The sequence below is a fragment of the Winslowiella toletana genome (genome assembly GCF_017875465.1).
Classification (GTDB): Bacteria; Pseudomonadota; Gammaproteobacteria; order Enterobacterales; family Enterobacteriaceae; genus Erwinia; species Erwinia toletana.
Genome location: NZ_JAGGMQ010000001.1, coordinates 4869712 through 4887841, shown reverse-complemented (window position 1 = coordinate 4887841; position 18130 = coordinate 4869712). Strand labels below are relative to the sequence as shown.

Genomic DNA, 18130 nt, shown 5'->3' with positions numbered 1-18130 from the left:
GATTAATGACGTTTCAGGGAGAATCCTGTTTATGCAAAACTCTACGCTGGCTAAGCGTGCAGCCCTTGCGGTGCTGTTTATTATGGTGGTGGTCGGGCTGCTGGTTTATGGCCTTGGCTTCGATACCATCCGCGCACGTCAGGTCGATTTAGTCTATCTCGGTCAGCAGCATATGATGCTGGTGTTCTGGTCGATGTTCTTCGCCCTGCTGATCGGCATTCCCAGCGGAATTTTTCTCAGCCGTCCTTTCGCCCGTCGCTGGGCCGAATATGTGATGCAAATCTTTAACGTCGGCAACACCCTGCCGCCGTTAGCGGTGCTGGCGCTGGCAATGGTGATCATCGGTATTGGCGATGGCCCGGCAATCTTCGCGCTGTTTCTCGCCTCGTTATTACCTATTGTGCGCAATACCTACGCTGGACTCTGCTCGGTGCAGCCTTCGTTACTGGAAGCGGCTAACGGTATTGGCATGACTAAAAATCAGCGTCTGTGGCAGGTAGAGTTACCTAACGCCTCGCCGGTGATTCTTTCCGGGATACGTATCGCCACCGCGATCAATGTCGGCACCGCCCCGCTGGCGTTTCTGATTGGCGCCAGCAGTTATGGCGAGCTGATCTTCCCGGGTATCTATCTGAACGATTTCCCGACGCTGATTTTGGGTGCTGCGGCAACGGCGCTGTTTGCGCTAATCCTCGATATGTTGCTGGCCGGTCTGGGTCGTTTGTTAAGCCCACATACGGCGGTCTAAAACAATAACAGGAGCTTTGCTATGGCATCTGCCAATAAATTGACCCGCTGGGTCCGCCACACCACTCTCGCCCTCAGCGCCACACTGGCGCTAACCAGCGCCGCTTCAGCCGCGCCGATTATTATGGCGACTAAAAGCTTTACCGAGCAGCATATTCTATCGGCGATGAGCACTCTGTGGCTGACGAAAAAAGGCTTTCAGGTTGAACCGAAAACCAACATTGCCGTCAGCATTACGCGCAGTGCAATGCTGAGTAAACAGATCGATATGACCTGGGAGTATACCGGTACGTCGCTGATTATCTTTAACCATGTTGAAAAGCCAATGAGCGCGGAAGAAGCGTATCAGACGGTGAAGACGCTCGACGGTAAGAAAGGATTAATCTGGCTGGATCCGGCGCCAATGAATAATACCTACGCCTTCGCCATGCAGCGCGACCGCGCGGATAAAGAGCATATCGATACCATGTCGCAGCTGGTGGCCAAAATCGAACAGGTGCGTAAGACCGATCCGGACAATAACTGGATGCTGGGCCTCGACCTGGAGTTTTCTGGCCGCTCCGACGGTATGAAACCGTTGCAGAAAGCCTATGGACTGGAGCTGGATCGTCCGCAGATCCGCCAGATGGACCCGGGGCTGGTGTATAACGCCATTCGCGACGGTTTCGTCGATGCCGGTCTGATTTACACCACCGATGGCCGGGTTAAAGGCTTCGACCTGAAGGTGCTGAAGGATGATAAAGGCTTCTTCCCGAGCTATGCCGTTACGCCGGTGGTACGCCAGGATACGCTGGATGCCCATCCTGGTCTGGCGGAAGCGCTGAATCAGCTCTCGCCGCTGATTACCGATGAGGCGATTACCGAGATGAACAAACAGGTCGATATCGATCATCAATCTCCGCAGCAGGTTGCGCGCGATTTCCTGAAATCTCACGGCATGCTTTAAGGAGAAGCTATGGATACGATTCATTATATTGTCGACAACTGGGGTTACCTGCTGAGCCTTACCGGGCAGCATTTGTGGCTGGTAATGCTGGCTGTCGGCTGCGCGATTATTATCGGCGTGCCGATTGGCATCCTGATTATGCGCTTTAAATGGCTGGCGACACCGGTGCTGGGACTGGCGACCATTGTGCTGACCATCCCTTCTATTGCGCTGTTTGGCCTGATGATTCCGCTGTTTTCGATGATCGGTCAGGGGATTGGCGTCGTGCCTGCAGTAACCGCAGTGTTTCTCTACTCGCTGTTGCCGATTGTGCGGAACACCCATACCGCACTGGAGAATATTCCCGGCGGTCTGCGTGAAGCTGGTCGCGGCATTGGTATGACTTTCTGGCAGCGTCTGCGTTGGGTGGAAATCCCGATGGCGCTGCCGGTCATTTTTGGCGGTATTCGTACCGCTGTCGTCATGAACGTTGGCGTTATGGCCATCGCCGCAGTGATTGGTGCGGGCGGACTGGGCCTGCTGTTACTTGATGGTATCAGCGGCAGTGATATCCGCATGTTAGTTTCCGGCGCTTTGATGATCTGTTTGCTGGCGATTATTCTTGACTGGCTGTTGCATCGTCTGCAGTTAGCGCTGACTCCTAAGGGGATTCGATAATGATAAAACTGGAAAATCTCACTAAACAATTTACCCAGAAAAACGGCACCACTTTTAATGCCGTCGATAATGTCAGCCTGAATGTGCCTGAGGGCGAGATGTGTGTGCTGCTTGGCCCGTCCGGCTGCGGTAAAACCACCACGCTGAAGATGATTAATCGTCTGATCCCGTCAACCAGCGGCAGGATTCTGATTAATGGCGAAGATACCAGCAGCCTCGATACCACTACCCTGCGCCGTAATATTGGTTATGTGATCCAGCAAATTGGTCTGTTTCCCAATATGACTATTGAAGAGAATATTACCGTGGTGCCACGCATGCTGGGCTGGGATAAAAAGCGCTGTAAAGATCGCGCCAGTGAGCTGATGAGCATGGTGGCGCTGGACCCGACTAAGTTTCTGCACCGTTATCCCAAAGAGATGTCTGGTGGCCAGCAACAGCGTATCGGCGTGATCCGTGCGCTGGCGGCGGATCCACCGGTGCTGCTGATGGATGAACCTTTTGGCGCGGTAGACCCGATTAACCGTGAAGTGATTCAGAATGAGTTTCTCGATATGCAGCGCCAGCTGAAGAAAACCGTGATGCTGGTCAGCCATGATATTGATGAAGCGCTGAAGCTTGGCGACCGTATTGCGGTATTTGGCCAGGGTAAAATCGTGCAGTGCGCCAGCCCGGATGAGCTGCTGGCGAAACCGGCCAATGAGTTTGTCGGATCTTTTGTTGGTCAGGACCGTACGCTGAAACGCCTGCTGCTGGTGCAGGCGGGTGACGTTACCGATCAGCAGCCGACCATTACCGTACAGAAATCGACATCGCTGTCAGACGCCTTTGGCACCATGGACGATAATGATATGCGTTCGGTTACCGTGGTGGATGATGACGGCAAGCCACTGGGCTTTGTTAAACGCCGCGAAGCGCGCGGCGCCAGCGGCGTCTGCGCGGAAATGCTGCATCAGTTTACCGTGACCGGCCGTGCCGAAGAGAACCTGCGCGTGGTGCTCTCCAAACTCTATGAGCACAATCTGGTGTGGATGCCGATTGTTGATGAAGAGGGTCGCTACAGCGGTGAGATTTCGCAGGATTATATTGCAGATTATCTCAGTTCTGGCCGTACGCGGCGTGCGCTGGGCCTGTAGAAATCGGTAAGACGGGCGGCGATAACGCCGCCTTTTTTACACTATTTAATCGCCGATAAATCGAGGTATTTCGCCAGTTCACGCTGTTCGGCCCGCGGTAAATAGGGCAACTCGCCTAACAGTGGCGCCGGGATCTTATCGCGCAACACATCGATAATCTCTGCGTAGTGCGCCAGTCCCGGATTAATCCGGTTCGCAACCCATCCCAGCAGCGGCAGGCCATCATTAATCACCGATTCTGCGGTTAGCAGTGCATGGCTGATACAACCAGACTGGATGCCAACCACCATCACCACCGGCAGTTTCTCCTGTACCGCCCATTCAGAAAGCGGACGCAGATCATTCATCAGACTGCGCCAGCCGCCCGTCCCCTCAACCACCACCGCATCCGCCTGCTCGCATAAGTGCTGCAAACCGGCGCTCAACTGGCTGTAGCTGATTTTATGATCGCGGCTGGCGCTGATCTCATCTTCCTGCAGGGTGAACGGATTTATTGCCTGATACGGCAGTTGCAGGCTGGAAGACGCCTGTAACACCAACGCGTCTTTGTTGCGTAAGCCCTCTTCCGTTTGCTGGCTGCTTTTGGCTACCGGCTTATAGCCCACCACGCGTGGGTACTCAGCGGCCAGTTTTTGCAACAGTGCGCGGGAAACCACCGTTTTTCCGACAGCAGTATCCGTACCGGTTACGAATATACGACTAAACATGGGTGCGTCTCCGACAGGCCAACAACCTGAAATTAATGATTTTGCTCAAAGGTTTGTGTCGGAAAATTGTAGAGTAGCGCGCCGGACGCCAGTTTGCGTTAGCGCAAGCTTTTGTGGATAAGCAGCAATGGATTAGCCCTGCAACAGTTTGACCAGCAGCGACCCGTTATACATCGCATCTTTAACCAGCGCCGCACCAGGCATGGTGCCCAGATTAACAAACTGCGTCGGTTCGACATCGATTTGCGTACTGTAAGCGGGCAGCGATTGCTGGCGAATACAGGCGGTTATTGCCGGATAGAGGATTTCTGCGGCGCGATTTAACGGCGAACCAATCAGAATTTTTTGCGGATTAAACAGATTGACCATCACCGCCACAATGCGGCCAACGCTGCTGCCGACACCAGCGATAATATCTCTGGCCAGCTGATCGCCAGCCAGCGCCGCATCACAGAGTGCTGTCACCGTCAGCGGCTGGTTATGCAGCGTGGAAGCTGGCGCTAACACCATACGTTGTGCGGCGAGGGCAAGGATGCTGCTGATACTGGCCACCGTTTCGAGGCAGCCATGGTTGCCGCAATAACACTGCTTGCCATAAGGATCGACCTGAGTATGACCAATCTCCACCAGAGTGCTGTTGCCGTTATGCAGCAGACGCCCACCGGTAATCACCCCGGCGCCGACATTGTGATCAATCACTACATGGATCACGTCGCGCGCGCCGCGTGAGGCGCCAAACAGCGACTCAGCCATGGTCCAGGCGCAGATATCGTGCTGAATATAGATCGGTAAGCCGGTGCGTTGTTCCAGCTCCGGCCCCAGTGGCATATCCACCACGTCGTAAAACGGCATACGATGTACAATGCCGCTGCGGGTATTAATGATGCCCGGCAGAGTGATGGCAATCGCGGTCAGGCGTTCAAGCTTGCGCTGATGGCGGATAAAAAACTGGTCAATTTCAGCGGTAATGCGCGTTAACAGCGGCTCACGGCCTTCCTGCGGCAACGGCAGTTGCTGCTCGATAACCAGCGCACTGCTCAGATCGCGCAGAGCCAGGGTGATCTCCCCTGCGCTGATACGCACGGAAAGATAGTGCCAGGCGGCAGTATCGAGGATCAGACCGACCGCTGGCCGTCCGCGGCTGCCCATCTCCTGGAACTCCGTCTCCTGCACCAGGTGAGCTTCCAGCATTTCGCGCACAATTTTAGTAATGCTGGCCGGAGCCAGTTGCGCAAGTCTGGAGAGTTCAATGCGCGAAATCGGACCAAATTGATCTATCAGGCGATAAACAACGCCAGCATTGGTCTGCTTTATCTGGTCTATATGCCCAGGCTGACTATCCGCTATCACAACCCTGCTCCCGCTTATTTTCGCGCTTCAAAATAAACCCTTTTCGCTATGGTGAAACACTTGGCGGGTTGCGTCAAATATTTGATTCGATATGTGATTTACTGCACACAAAAGCGCTTATAATGCGCGTAAAACCGTCAGCCAGCCTGTCAGCCGCTACTTTAACAACAGGCCCATCATATGCTGGAGTACCGCGCTCTGTTCACGCTGCTTCGCCCAAACCAGCCAGACTTCAGATAAGGCATCATGCTGTTGCAGTGGCAACCAGACCACATCAGTAAGATGAATACGCTTAAATGACGCTGGTAGAATCGATACCCCAAGACCCGTAGAAACCAGCCCGAGAATGGTCATCGCCTCGCCCACTTCCTGAGTGATATAGGGTTCGATCTGGTGGCGCTTGAGCATACCGAGAATTTCGCTGTATAACGCCGTGCCGACCTGCGGGTCAAAAAAGACAAAAGGTTCGCTGGCCAGCGCCTGCAACGGAATACTCTGCTTCTGCGCCAGCGGATGAGCGCGATGCACCAGCGCATATAAAGGTTCGCGCAGAATCAGCTTATGGTCGAGATTATCCGGCAGCGGCGTATTACGCATCACCCCCAGATCAAGGCGCCCATCGCTGAGTGGATCCAGCTGCTGACGGGTATTAATTTCCTGCATCTGAATATGAACCTGCGGATAACGCTGGCGAAAAATAAACAGCGCATCAGAAACCGGGGCGATAAATGGCGCAGACGAGGTAAAACCAATGCGCAACTCTCCTTCCACTCCCATATGCAGACGTGCAGCTTTATCCGCCGCCTGTTCCACATTCAGTAATATCTGCCGGGCATCGGTCAGAAACTGCTCACCGGCCGCGGTAAGGTTGACGCTGCGATTAGTGCGCGCCAGCAGACGTGCGCCAATTTGTTGTTCCAGCAGCAATATTTGCTGGCTGAGGGGGGGCTGAGAGATATTCAGCCGCTGAGCGGCGCGGCCAAAATGCAGTTCTTCGGCGACGGCAATAAAGTAGCGCAGATGGCGCAATTCGATATTCATACTTTAAACGTCTTATTTGAGATTATTAATATATTAGACATCATAATCCAGCTTGCCTAAGGTTAACACTCTGATTTTATTCCCTGAGGAACAGTTGTGAACCGCTCATCCCAGACCGTTACGCTGGACGACTCCAGCGTTGAACGCGTCTCCACCCCCGCATCAGCAAAAAACTTGTATATCTCCCGCGGTACGCCGCAATTTATGCGCGTTACCTTAGCGCTATTTTCCGCCGGACTGGCCACTTTTGTGCTGCTTTACTGCGTGCAACCGATTCTGCCGGTGTTATCGCAACAGTTTGGCGTTTCGCCCGCAGAGAGCAGTATCTCGCTGTCGATTGCGACGGGAATGATGGCGCTGGGGCTGCTGTTTACCGGCCCGCTTTCTGACGCCATTGGTCGTAAATCGGTGATGGTTACCGCGCTGCTGCTGGCGGCGATCTGCACCCTGATCTCAGCAACCATGACCAGCTGGCATGGCATTCTGTTGATGCGTGCCTTGATCGGCCTGTCACTGAGCGGCGTGGCGGCAGTGGGTATGACCTATCTGAGTGAAGAGATCCATCCCAGCGTGGTGGCTTTCTCAATGGGGTTATATATCAGCGGCAACTCGATTGGCGGCATGAGCGGTCGCCTGCTGACCGGGGTGATTACTGACTTTTCCTCATGGCGCGTGGCGGTGACCACCGTCGGCTGTTTCTCTCTCGCCGCCGCACTGATGTTCTGGAAAATTTTACCGGCCTCACGCCATTTTCGTCCGGCATCGCTGCGTCCGCGCAATTTACTGATTAATTTCCGTCTGCACTGGCGTGATGCGGGTTTACCGCTGCTGTTTGCCGAAGGCTTTTTGCTGATGGGCGCGTTTGTCACTCTGTTTAACTACATCGGTTATCGCCTGTTAAGTGCGCCATGGTTTCTCAGTCAGGCGGTAGTAGGTCTGTTGTCAGTGGTTTATCTCACTGGCTCCTGGAGTTCACCGAGAGCGGGCGCGATGACTGCACGCTTTGGTCGCGGTAAGGTGTTGCTGTTCTCTACCGCTGTTATGCTCAGTGGCTTATTACTGACCGCATTTAATATGCTGTGGCTGATATTTATCGGCATGATGCTGTTTTCCGCCGGTTTCTTTGCCGCCCACTCGGTCGCCAGCGGCTGGATCGGCAAGCGCGCCCGTCGCGCCCGCGGCCAGGCTTCTTCGCTGTATCTGTTCTGTTACTATGCCGGTTCCAGCGTTGCCGGTACGCTCGGCGGCGTGTTCTGGCATAATTATGGCTGGCCGGGAATTACCGCGTTTATCGCGACCTTGCTGATACTGGCGCTACTGGTCGGTTTCCGCTTAAAGCAACGCCAGCTGTAATGACAGCATGGCCATAATGATTAATTTCATTATGGCCACTGCTCATCGAATACCTTCTCCCGCTTTTACCTTTCCCGATCTTCCCTGTTGAAAAATAAACGACTCTGATGCTGAAATATGCGCCAATACCGACTATAGTTTTTGTATGTTGTAACTAAAGAGGGATCTATGAACCAATATGACGCTGTCGCCGCGCTACATCAGTGTGTAAATCAACTTGAAGCTGAACTGAATCAGCTACAACAACAGTTACAGTCGTTGCACCTGCTGGCTGGCCGGGTATTTAGCCTGCCGCCGGTGGTTAAAGGCAAAGAGCATGATGCCATTACGTCGATCGACGTCAGACAACACCTCGGTAGCGAAGCGCTACAGTTGGGATTAGAGCACTATTGTCGGCTATTTATGCAGCATCAGTCGGAACAGATCAGCACCAAAGCCGCCGTACGCCTGCCGGGCGCGCTCTGTTTTGCTGCTGATTCGGCGCAGTCTGCCCTGCTCCACCAGCAGGTGGCGCGGGTTAATCAGCTTAAAGCGCGGCTGGAACAGATTATTACCGTCGAGTCCGGCGTCGAAAGTGAAGAGCGCTTTGATTTTGTCCATACTCATCTGCGCGGACTGATTACCCTTAACGCCTATCGCGCCATCACCCTGCTTGATGCACCCGACACCGTGCGCTTTGGCTGGGCAAATAAGCATATTGTGAAGAATCTGAGCCATAAAGACGTACTGGAAAAACTGGAGCGTGGCCTGAAAGCCGGTCGTGCGGTGGCGCCCTGGTCACGTGAACAGTGGGCCGAGAAACTGCTGGAGGAGATTGAAGCGATTCGTTCCCTGCCCGCCTCCGCCCGTCTGAAGATCAAGCGTCCGGTAAAAGTGCAGCCGATTGCCCGCACCTGGAATATACAGCAACAGAAACAGACGCAACTGGCCTGCTCTTCGCCACTGCTGGTGCTTTGTACCGATAAAAATCAGGTGCCAGCACTGGGAGAACTGCTTAATTACGATGCAGGACAGGTAAAACATCGTTATAAACCACAGGCGCAGAAGCTGTTTGCCATCATTCCGCGTCTGCATTTGTATAGCGATCGGCTGGTGTAATGCAGCATAAAAAAGGGAGCCAGCTGGCTCCCTTACGGCGATCAGGCCGGATATTACGACTTCATACTGCCGACCATATCTTCCGGTCGCACCCAGGCATCAAACTCTTCTTCCGTGAGATAACCGAGTTTCAGCGCAGAACCTTTCAGGGTCAGTCCCTCTTTATGCGCTTTCTTCGCAATTTCCGCCGCTTTATCGTAGCCGATATGGGTATTCAGCGCCGTTACCAGCATCAGTGACTCATTAAGCAACTGCTCAATACGATCACGGTTTGGCTCGATGCCTGCCGCACAGTGATGATTAAAGCTATCCATTCCGTCCGCCAGCAGGCGAATGGACTGCAGGAAGTTATGAATAATCATCGGACGGAACACGTTCAGTTCGAAGTTGCCGGATGCGCCACCCATATTGACCGCCACATCGTTACCCATCACCTGGCAGCACAGCATGGTCATCGCTTCACACTGCGTAGGGTTAACTTTGCCTGGCATAATTGAGCTGCCCGGCTCGTTTTCCGGGATGGCGATTTCGCCAATGCCACAACGCGGACCGGAAGAGAGCCAGCGCACATCATTGGCAATCTTCATCAGTGAAGCCGCCAGCCCTTTCAGCGCGCCGTGAGCATGCACCAGTGCATCACAGGCAGCCAGCGCTTCGAACTTATTCGGCGCGGTGACAAAAGGCTGTTTCGTCAGTTCTGCCAGCTCTTTAGCCACACGCACCGCATATTCCGGATGAGTATTCAGTCCGGTGCCTACTGCGGTACCACCCAACGCCAGCTCCGCCACATGCGGAATGCTCTGTTCGATATGCTTCAGGTTGTGTTCCAGCATCGCCACCCAGCCAGAAATCTCCTGACCCAGCGTCAGCGGTGTTGCATCCTGCAGATGGGTACGGCCAATTTTAACGATATCGTTATAAGCTTCCGCCTTGGCATGCAGGGTCTTTTTCAGCGTATGCAGTTGCGGGATCAGATGTTCGCGCACGGCGATAACCGCCGCCACATGCATTGCGGTCGGGAAGACATCATTGGAGCTTTGACTCTTATTAACGTCATCATTTGGATGCACCAGACGTGACATGCCGCGCTCGCCGCCGAGAATTTCACTTGCCCGGTTGGCCAGCACTTCATTCATATTCATATTGGTCTGGGTACCGGAACCGGTCTGCCAGATCGCAAGAGGGAATTCATTGACGTGCTGTTCAGCAAGGACTTCATCCGCCGCTTTGATAATCGCTTCGGCGCGTTCATCCGCCAGCAGGCCTAAATCACGGTTCACCTTTGCGGCGGCACGTTTGGTCAGCGCCAGCGCATGAACCAGCGCGGTCGGCATTTTTTCCGTAGAGATGCGAAAGTGTTCAAGTGAGCGCTGTGTCTGTGCGCCCCAAAGTTTATCAGCCGGTACATCAATGGGTCCCATTGAGTCTTTTTCAATGCGATTAGCGGCCATTCCTGTCTCCTTTAGCACATACATTTGATTTAAAAGGCCCGGTTAACCGTGACGGTATTCGCTACGGGCAACAAAGGCGCGCGATATTCTGCCATACAATAATTTAACATTATGAGACTCAATCGTCCTTATTGCATTTCGACTGTATTTATCAGGGTAGTTTCTGTTTTAATAAACCCAGTTAAATTCATCTTAAACAGGGATAAATGATGCAAAAGTTGCTCAATTCGTTGCAAAACTACGCATGGGGTAGCAAAACTGCCCTCACCGAGCTGTATGGTATTGCCAATCCCGACAATCTGCCGATGGCGGAAGTATGGATGGGCGCGCACCCGAAGAGCAGTTCTGCGGTAGAGATTGACGGGGAAACGCGTAGCCTGCGCAGCGTGATCGACAGTGATAAAACGCGTCTGCTGGGGGCAAAAGTTGCCGAACGTTTTGGTGAACTGCCTTTTCTGTTTAAAGTCCTGTGCGCCGATCAGCCGCTATCGATTCAGGTGCATCCAAGCAAAGCCGCCGCAGAAGTGGGCTTTGCGAAAGAGAACGCGGCCGGTATCGATCTGAACGCGGCTAACCGTAACTATAAAGATGCTAACCACAAACCTGAACTGGTGTATGCCCTGACGCCGTTCCTCGCGATTAACGGCTTCCGTGAAAACCGCGAAATTGTTTCCCTGCTGCAACCGGTCGCGGGCGCGCATCCGGCAATTGCTCATTTTCTGCAGCAGCCCGATGCCGAAAATCTTGCGCAGCTGTTTGCCAGTCTGCTTTCGCTGGACGGTGAAGAGAAGTCGCTGGCGCTTGGCGTGCTGAAATCAGCGCTTAGCAGCCAGCAGGGCCAGCCGTGGGATACCATTAAAGCGATTGCGGAAGTCTATCCGGATGACAGCGGTCTGTTCTCGCCACTGCTGCTGAATGTGATTGAGCTGCAACCTGGCGAAGCGATGTTCCTGTTTGCCGAAACGCCACATGCATACCTGCAGGGTGTCGCGCTGGAAGTGATGGCCAACTCTGATAACGTCTTACGTGCCGGGCTGACGCCAAAATATATCGATATCCCTGAACTGCTGGCAAATGTACGCTTTAGCGCCAGCCCGTTCGCCGGATTGCTGACGCAACCTGAAGTTAACGGCAACAGCCTGAACTTCCCGATTCCGGTTGATGATTTTGCCTTCGCCATCCATACGCTGGATAAGACGCCTGCAGCCTTAGACCAGCAGAGCGCGGCAATTCTGTTCTGTATCGAAGGCGAAGCGGTTATCGCGAATGGCGATCAGCAGCTGGTGCTGCAGCCTGGCGAGTCCTGCTTTATCGCGGCCGATGAGACGTCTGTCACCATCAGCGGCAGCGGACGCATCGCACAGGCCTATAATACTTTGTAATTAATCCGACTGACGCCAGCCGGGGCAATTGCTATTATTATTCAAGCTATTAATCAGAAAACGCCCGCGTGGCGTTTTTCTTCGCTGCCGGTGACGGGACAGAGTGGGCAGCGCTGACATCAGTGAAAGGATGACAAATTAAGATGAAAAAGACCAAGATTGCAGTAGGTGTAGTGGTTGCACTGGGCATTATCTGGACCGGCGGCGCCTGGTTTACCGGCAAGCAGCTCGAAAGCCATATGGATACCCTGGTGCAGAACGCCAATGCCCAGCTGAACAATATTGCGCCCGACAGTCGCCTGAAAGTGAGCTATCAGGACTATCAGCGCGGTCTGTTTAGCAGCCACGCTAAACTGGTGGTGCAGGCCAGCTCGCAGACGGAAGATAACGCGCTGCTGAAGCCGGGCCAGAGCATCGTGCTGAACGAAACCATCGACCATGGTCCCTTCCCGTTCGCCCAGCTGAAAAAATTTAACCTGATTCCGAGTATGGCGTCAGTGCATACCGAGCTGGAAAACACTGAAGCGGTTAAAGGACTGTTTGAAGTGACCAAAGGTGTTTCCGTGATTCAGGCGGATACCCGCATTGGTTACAGCGGCGCCACCGCTTCGGCAATCACCCTGCTGCCGCTCGATTATCAGAATGCCACCAGCGGACAGCGCTTTGCGTGGAATGGCGGTACGCTGAATGTTGATGCTGATGCGCAAGGCGATAAAGTCAGCTTTGATGGCAATCTCGACAGTGTCGCAATCACCAGCAAAAATCAGATGGGTATGCCAGTGCTGTTTACGCTGAACGGCCTGAAAGCGACGGCGAATACTCACCTTAGCCCACAGGGCGTGCGTATTGGCGATCAGGGCATCGATCTGAAAAAGCTGACTGCTTCGGTTAATGGTCAGGAAGCGGTGACGCTGGAAGGCCTGAAAGGCAATTCGCGCTTTGATTCTGATAATAAAGCGGTGTCCGGTCAGATTGATTACACCCTTGATAACCTGAAAATGCAGAACCAGTCGTTTGGTCAGGGTAAACTGGCGATGAAACTGTCGCAGTTCGACGGTGAGGCGCTGAAGACCTTCTCTGAGAATTACAATGCTCAGGTACAGGCGCTGCTGAATCAACCAGGCATTGCCGAAGATCCACTGCGTTATCAGCAAGGAATGAACCAGATCCTGGCTACCAATTTGCCAACCCTGCTGAAAGGCGACCCGATCGTCACCATCGCGCCTCTGAGCTGGAAGAACGATAAAGGTGAGAGCAGCTTTAACCTGGCGGTTAACTTTAAAGATCCGGCCACCGCCAGCGGTGAAGCGCAGAATATCAACCAGGCCGCCGATCGCGTGCTGAAAAGCCTCGACGGCAAACTGGTGATCTCAATGGATATGGCCACCGAGCTGATGACCCATGTGGCGATAGCTGAAGGTCATTCGCAGGAAGAGTCCGCCAGACTGGCGGAACAACAGGTGAAAGGCCTGGCGGCGATGGGCCAGATGTTTAAGCTGACCACGCAGCAGGATAATAATATCGTTACCAGCCTGCAATACACCAGCGGCCAGGTCACCATGAACGGTGAGAAAATGCCGCTCGACCAGTTCCTGTCACGTTATATGCTGGGTGGCATGTCTGCACAGCCGCAAGGTTTGCCAGCAGAATAATTGCTCTTCAGGGCGAGGATCCCCTCGCCCTTTCTTAATGAAGCCATGTTATTAATAGAAAAATCATTTTAATATAGAGCGCCCTCTTTCTCAGGACGGCATCTGCAGTGTAGAAATGGAATCAGCACTTTAAAATACCCCGATATGGAGCAGGGAAACTATGTATTCAAATGATAGATTAAGTAATTGTGATATTATTAATAATGCAACAATAATGCGGTCACTGGATTTATTAGCAGAGCCTTATTGCATTCGGACCGCAGAGGGTCTTTTTCTGTATGCTAATATGGCGATGGCGAAGCTGTCTGGATTGCGATCGCCTCATATCATGATGGAACGGCCGGATCATGAAATTCCCTCACTGCTGTTTGATAATCAGGAAGATCTCGAAGCATGGCGTCAGCAGGACAGAACGGTTTCAGAAACCAGAAAGCCATTAACCATGCTGGAAATTCATCCCAGTGCGGTCGACTCGCCTTATCTGTGCAGAAAGGTGCCTTTTTACAGTCACAACGATGAGTGTATTGGTACTTTTTGCACAATTAAATACCTTGAAGTCCTGACGCCCAACGATTTTATCAAAGGCAAGCTACCTGGCTCGCTATTGCTGAATAAACCTGATGACTTTTTCACTGAGAAACAGTGCGAAATTATATTCTTCAGGTTACAAGGGGTAAGTAATAAAGAAATCAGTCAGATATTGGGACTGTCGCCGCGCACGGTTGAAAATCGTATCGCGCAGATGTATACCAAAGCTCGCGTAAATCACCTTGATGATTTTCGGCAATTTTGTGAGAGTCGGAATTTACACCGCTATTTGCCTAAAAGAGTGCTTTCCGAACGTAAAATGGCCACTCACGAGGAAATCGATGTCAGTTAAATGCGGTTTTCTACAGTAAATGGCAGTAAAGCTGACAGCCTGGTTTAAACCAAGTATTACATACTCCGACCTCAAGGTACTAATTAGTCTCTGTTCCTTCAGCCCCAGTTGTTACTATCGCCATTGTTGCGGTTGCAACACCAGGGAAAACATCAGGTTCCTGAGCAACAATATTAGACTCCATTCCTATTTTATGGTCACCGGCGGGGATTTCCTCGCCCTCTTTTGTGGTTATAATGCCACACTTCTCACAACATCTCTCATTCCTGTATTTTTTTGTCAAATAAAATTGAGCAAACAGATGAGATGATCTATATTCCACGAGGCTTACAAATTCAGCAGACAGTAAATAACCTTATCAGCAAAACCATTAACAGCGTCACTAATTAATGTGTTGCACCAGCTTAACTTATTTAACCAGGAAAGGAATTCGCACGAAAAACTAACTGTTATAAAATGGAGAGGAAAAAATGGACTCACATAACCCGTCAAGGACGAATAATGAGATTGCCGTACCTGAAATGCTCAGCCGCTCTCTGGATTTGTTGCCAGAGCCATACTGCATCCGGACGCCGGACACCCGGGTAATCTATGCCAATCTGGCAATGCTTAAACTGGCCGGTCTTAAATCAGGCAGAGAGATAGTCGGCCGCCTGGATTATGAAGTACCATCAATACTGTTTGAAAATGAAAATACGCTCAAAGCATGGCGGGATCAGGACAAAAATATTATTGAAAACAGGAAATATTTAGCCATGCTTGAAATCCATCCTGATGCCGTAGACTGCCCTTATATTTGTCGGAAGGTCCCTTTTTATAATAATGATAACCAGTGCGTGGGGGCTTTTCTCAGCGTCAAATATCTTGAAGTTTTCACACCTAATGATTTTGTACGTGGCAGGCTACCGGGGTCACTGCTGCTTAATAAACCTGATGATTTTTTTACCGAGAAAGAGTGTGAAATTATTTTCTTCCGATTACAGGGAATGAGCAGTAAAGATATCGGTAATCTTCTCTATCTCTCCCCACGAACTATCGAAAACCGGCTGGCAAATATGTATCAAAAAGCTGGCGTCAATCACCTTGATGATTTCCGCGAATTTTGTGAAGCACGCAATCTTCATCGCTATCTGCCGCAACGACTGGTTTCGAATAAACGTATTGGTTTTAGTGGCGATTATGATCCAGAAGAGCCGATGCCGTGAACCGCTGAGCAACGAGTGGCCAGACTACAGCGGCCACTCACTGACCCACTTACCGCTAACGGCATTAAGGCCTGCCGGTAAGCCATTTCTCCAGCCGCAACAGATTGGTTTCTTTCGGACTGCCGTCACGCCATACCAGATAATAGGTAAGATTGCCGCAGTCCAGCTGACACTGTTCCATCGCCATCAGCGTTCCCTCGTCAAGTTCCTTCTCTACCAGTACCCGCTGCGCCAGCGCGATCCCCTGCCCTTCAAGCGCGGCCTGATAAGCCAGCGCGGAGCTTTCCAGTTCGCGCCAGTTGTGCAGAGCATGGATATTCACGCCAAAGGCTTCACACCACAATTGCCAGTCATCAGGACGCCCTCGTACGCTAAGCAATGTGTGTTGCGCCAGGTTTGCCGTATTGAATATCGCCTTACGCGTGAGCGTGGGCCGGCAGACCGGCAATAACAGGTTTTCCACCAGCGCTGTGGCATGCTGCTGCGGCCAGTCGCCATGGCCAAGGCGGATGGCGGCATCAAAGTCAGTGGCATCATCCCAGTCCGAAGCAGTCGTCAGCCGCACCTCAATAGCCGGATGCGCCAGCTGGAAGGTGGACAAGCGCGGGATCAGCCAGCGGGTGGCAAAAGTGGTGAACGAGTGCAGGCGCAACACCGCGCGCCCCGCACTGCGCTGCAAAACCTGTCCGGCGCGCCGCAGCCCGTCAAAATGACCGCTAATTTGCTGATAATAGGCGTTGCCGGCATGCGTCAGCATCAGACCACGTCCCTGGCGCTGAAACAGCGTGGTGCCAAAGTGCTCCTCCAGCAGCCGCAGCTGACGACTTACCGCACCCGGGGTAACGGACATACTTTCAGCCGCGGCGCGCACGCTGCCGGTACGGGCGACAACTTCAAAAGCCAGCAGTGCATTCAGGGGAGGCAGTTCACGCATTACAGTGTAACCATTTAGTTTTAATCAACGGTTGAGCAATTTTAATCGATTGTCGTCAGATGGCAAACGACACAAAATCGTCTGCGTATCAACAACGCAATCAGTAAGGAAAAAAAGACGATGATTAAAGTAATTAATCCTGCCGACGGTTCAGTTGTCGGAGAAACACCGATGATGAGCGCAGAAGAAGTGGCGGCGGCTATCGATCGCACCTGCGCCGCCTTTCCTGCCTGGGCTGAGAAAACAGCCCAACAGCGTAGCGATATCCTGCGTCGCTGGTACGATCTGGTGCGTGCCGATAAACGCGTGTTCGCCGAAATTATGGTGAAAGAAAATGGCAAATGCCTGAGTGAGGCAATGGGCGAAATCGACTACGGCCTCGGCTTTATTGAGTGGTATGCCGAAGAGGCGAAACGAGTTTACGGCGACACCATCCCTTCGCACGATGTTAATGCCTCAATTCTGGTGGTTAAAGAGCCGCTTGGCCCGACGGCGGCGATCACCCCATGGAACTTCCCGTTTATGATGATCACCCGCAAGATTGCCACCGCGCTGGCGGCAGGCTGCACCATGATTATCAAACCGGCAGAAGAGACACCGCTGACCGCCTGGAAACTGCTGGAGTATGCCCGCGAAGCCGGTATCCCGGCGGGGGTGTTTGAGATGGTCACCGGCGATCCGCAAGCTATCGGCGAAGCTTTTGCCAGCGATACGCGCATTCACAAAGTTTCGTTTACCGGCTCCACCCGTGTCGGCAAATTGCTGGCCAGTAATTGCGGCGCCGCGCTGAAAAAAATGACGCTGGAACTCGGCGGTAATGCCCCTTTTATCGTATTTGACGACGCCACGCTTAACGATGCCGTCAGCGGGCTGATTAGCGCCAAACTGCGTAACTCCGGCCAGGTATGTATTTCACCTAACCGCGTGCTGGTGCAGGATGGTATCTATCAGCAGTTTGCTGAGCAGCTGACGGCAGCGGTGGCGAACATCCGCGTCGATCAGGGGATGCAGGATGAATTTGTCGTTGGACCGCTGATTAATCAACAGGCAGTGGATAAAGTGACCTCACTGGTGGATGACGCGGTGTCGCGTGGCGCTACCGTACATCTGGGTGGAAAGCGGGATGCAAAAGGCGGGCTGTTCTACCAGCCAACGATCCTTGGCGATCTGGACGACAGCTTCGGAGTACATAATACGGAGATTTTTGGCCCGGTTTTTGCCCTTTACCGTTTTAGCAGCGAAGAAGAGGCGATCCGCCGCGCCAACAATACCGAGTACGGCCTGGTGGCTTACGCCTGGACACGTGATCTGGGCCGCGCCTTCCGTCTTTCGAAAAAGCTGGAAGCGGGTATGGTGATTATCAATTCTGCTTCAGTCGGCACTGCTTCAGTCCCTTTCGGTGGCATCAAACAATCCGGCTATGGCCGCGAAGGTGGACACTACGGTATTGAAGAGTACATGCAGGTGAAATATGTGCTGATGGCGGGCCAGAATCGCTAATCCTGCGCCGATTCGGCTGCCAGCCACGGACTTTCGCGCGACACGGCCAATTAACCAGCAGTTAAACCGCCCTGTTGCGCAATTCTCTGGC

At 52.8% G+C, this 18130-nt stretch carries 16 protein-coding genes; 11 read left to right on the top strand and 5 right to left on the bottom strand.

Annotation, left to right across the window (positions count from 1 at the left end; genetic code table 11):
• The first annotated feature begins 82 nt into the window (after positions 1-82).
• From osmY to osmV, 4 genes are read left to right on the top strand one after another with little or no spacing between them, the layout of a single operon-like run.
• The gene (gene osmY, locus J2125_RS22915) at positions 83-748 is read left to right on the top strand and encodes an osmoprotectant ABC transporter permease OsmY (protein WP_420864406.1); all 666 of its coding nucleotides are present in this window, start codon (positions 83-85) and stop codon (positions 746-748) included.
• A 21-nt stretch (positions 749-769) separates the two neighbouring features.
• Complete coding sequence (locus J2125_RS22910) at positions 770-1693, top strand: glycine betaine ABC transporter substrate-binding protein (RefSeq protein WP_017802264.1); 924 nt, start codon at positions 770-772, stop codon at positions 1691-1693.
• A gap of 9 nt (positions 1694-1702) precedes the next feature.
• Positions 1703-2350 (top strand): osmoprotectant ABC transporter permease OsmW, encoded by a 648-nt coding sequence (gene osmW / locus J2125_RS22905; RefSeq protein WP_017802263.1) that lies wholly within the window; start codon positions 1703-1705, stop codon positions 2348-2350.
• A complete protein-coding gene (osmV, locus tag J2125_RS22900) occupies positions 2350-3486 on the top strand; it encodes an osmoprotectant ABC transporter ATP-binding protein OsmV (protein ID WP_017802262.1) in 1137 nt (378 codons plus the stop codon). The genes osmW and osmV overlap by 1 nt, the downstream gene beginning before the upstream one ends.
• A gap of 41 nt (positions 3487-3527) precedes the next feature.
• Here the strand turns inward: osmV and bioD are convergent, their stop codons facing one another.
• The 3 genes from bioD to J2125_RS22885 all read right to left on the bottom strand — a co-directional run bounded on the left by bioD (position 3528) and on the right by J2125_RS22885 (position 6584).
• Complete coding sequence (bioD, locus tag J2125_RS22895) at positions 3528-4193, bottom strand: dethiobiotin synthase (RefSeq protein ID WP_017802261.1); 666 nt, start codon at positions 4191-4193, stop codon at positions 3528-3530.
• A gap of 132 nt (positions 4194-4325) precedes the next feature.
• The gene (gene mlc / locus J2125_RS22890) at positions 4326-5543 is read right to left on the bottom strand and encodes a sugar metabolism global transcriptional regulator Mlc (protein WP_017802260.1); all 1218 of its coding nucleotides are present in this window, start codon (positions 5541-5543) and stop codon (positions 4326-4328) included.
• Positions 5544-5699: 156 nt separating this feature from the next.
• Positions 5700-6584 carry a LysR family transcriptional regulator gene (locus J2125_RS22885; RefSeq protein WP_017802259.1) on the bottom strand — a complete coding sequence of 295 codons (885 nt, stop codon included), beginning with the start codon at positions 6582-6584 and terminating at the stop codon, positions 5700-5702.
• Positions 6585-6680: 96 nt separating this feature from the next.
• Between J2125_RS22885 and J2125_RS22880 the strand changes: the two genes are divergently transcribed.
• A complete protein-coding gene (locus J2125_RS22880; RefSeq protein ID WP_017802258.1) occupies positions 6681-7937 on the top strand; it encodes an MFS transporter in 1257 nt (418 codons plus the stop codon).
• 168 nt (positions 7938-8105) lie between these two features.
• Positions 8106-9035 carry a DNA replication terminus site-binding protein gene (gene tus / locus J2125_RS22875; RefSeq protein ID WP_017802257.1) on the top strand — a complete coding sequence of 310 codons (930 nt, stop codon included), beginning with the start codon at positions 8106-8108 and terminating at the stop codon, positions 9033-9035.
• A 53-nt stretch (positions 9036-9088) separates the two neighbouring features.
• Here tus and fumC read toward each other — a convergent pair whose 3' ends face one another.
• Complete coding sequence (gene fumC / locus J2125_RS22870; protein ID WP_017802256.1) at positions 9089-10486, bottom strand: class II fumarate hydratase; 1398 nt, start codon at positions 10484-10486, stop codon at positions 9089-9091.
• 209 nt (positions 10487-10695) lie between these two features.
• On the opposite strand from fumC, the gene manA reads away from it, so the two are divergent.
• The 4 genes from manA (at position 10696) to J2125_RS22850 (ending at position 15605) form a co-directional block, all read left to right on the top strand.
• Positions 10696-11868 (top strand): mannose-6-phosphate isomerase, encoded by a 1173-nt coding sequence (gene manA, locus J2125_RS22865; protein ID WP_017802255.1) that lies wholly within the window; start codon positions 10696-10698, stop codon positions 11866-11868.
• A gap of 143 nt (positions 11869-12011) precedes the next feature.
• On the top strand, positions 12012-13520 hold the full coding sequence (locus J2125_RS22860; RefSeq protein WP_017802254.1) for a YdgA family protein: 1509 nt from the start codon (positions 12012-12014) through the stop codon (positions 13518-13520).
• Between the two features lie 160 nt (positions 13521-13680).
• Positions 13681-14400, top strand: a complete 720-nt coding sequence (locus J2125_RS22855; RefSeq protein ID WP_026111857.1) for a helix-turn-helix transcriptional regulator — start codon at positions 13681-13683, stop codon at positions 14398-14400.
• Positions 14401-14870: 470 nt separating this feature from the next.
• Positions 14871-15605: a PAS and helix-turn-helix domain-containing protein gene (locus tag J2125_RS22850; protein WP_017802252.1), complete on the top strand. Its 735-nt coding sequence runs from the start codon at positions 14871-14873 to the stop codon at positions 15603-15605.
• Between the two features lie 64 nt (positions 15606-15669).
• Here J2125_RS22850 and J2125_RS22845 read toward each other — a convergent pair whose 3' ends face one another.
• Positions 15670-16539 carry a LysR substrate-binding domain-containing protein gene (locus tag J2125_RS22845; protein ID WP_017802251.1) on the bottom strand — a complete coding sequence of 290 codons (870 nt, stop codon included), beginning with the start codon at positions 16537-16539 and terminating at the stop codon, positions 15670-15672.
• Between the two features lie 120 nt (positions 16540-16659).
• On the opposite strand from J2125_RS22845, the gene J2125_RS22840 reads away from it, so the two are divergent.
• A complete protein-coding gene (locus J2125_RS22840) occupies positions 16660-18039 on the top strand; it encodes an NAD-dependent succinate-semialdehyde dehydrogenase (protein ID WP_017802250.1) in 1380 nt (459 codons plus the stop codon).
• The last annotated feature ends 91 nt before the right edge of the window (positions 18040-18130 follow it).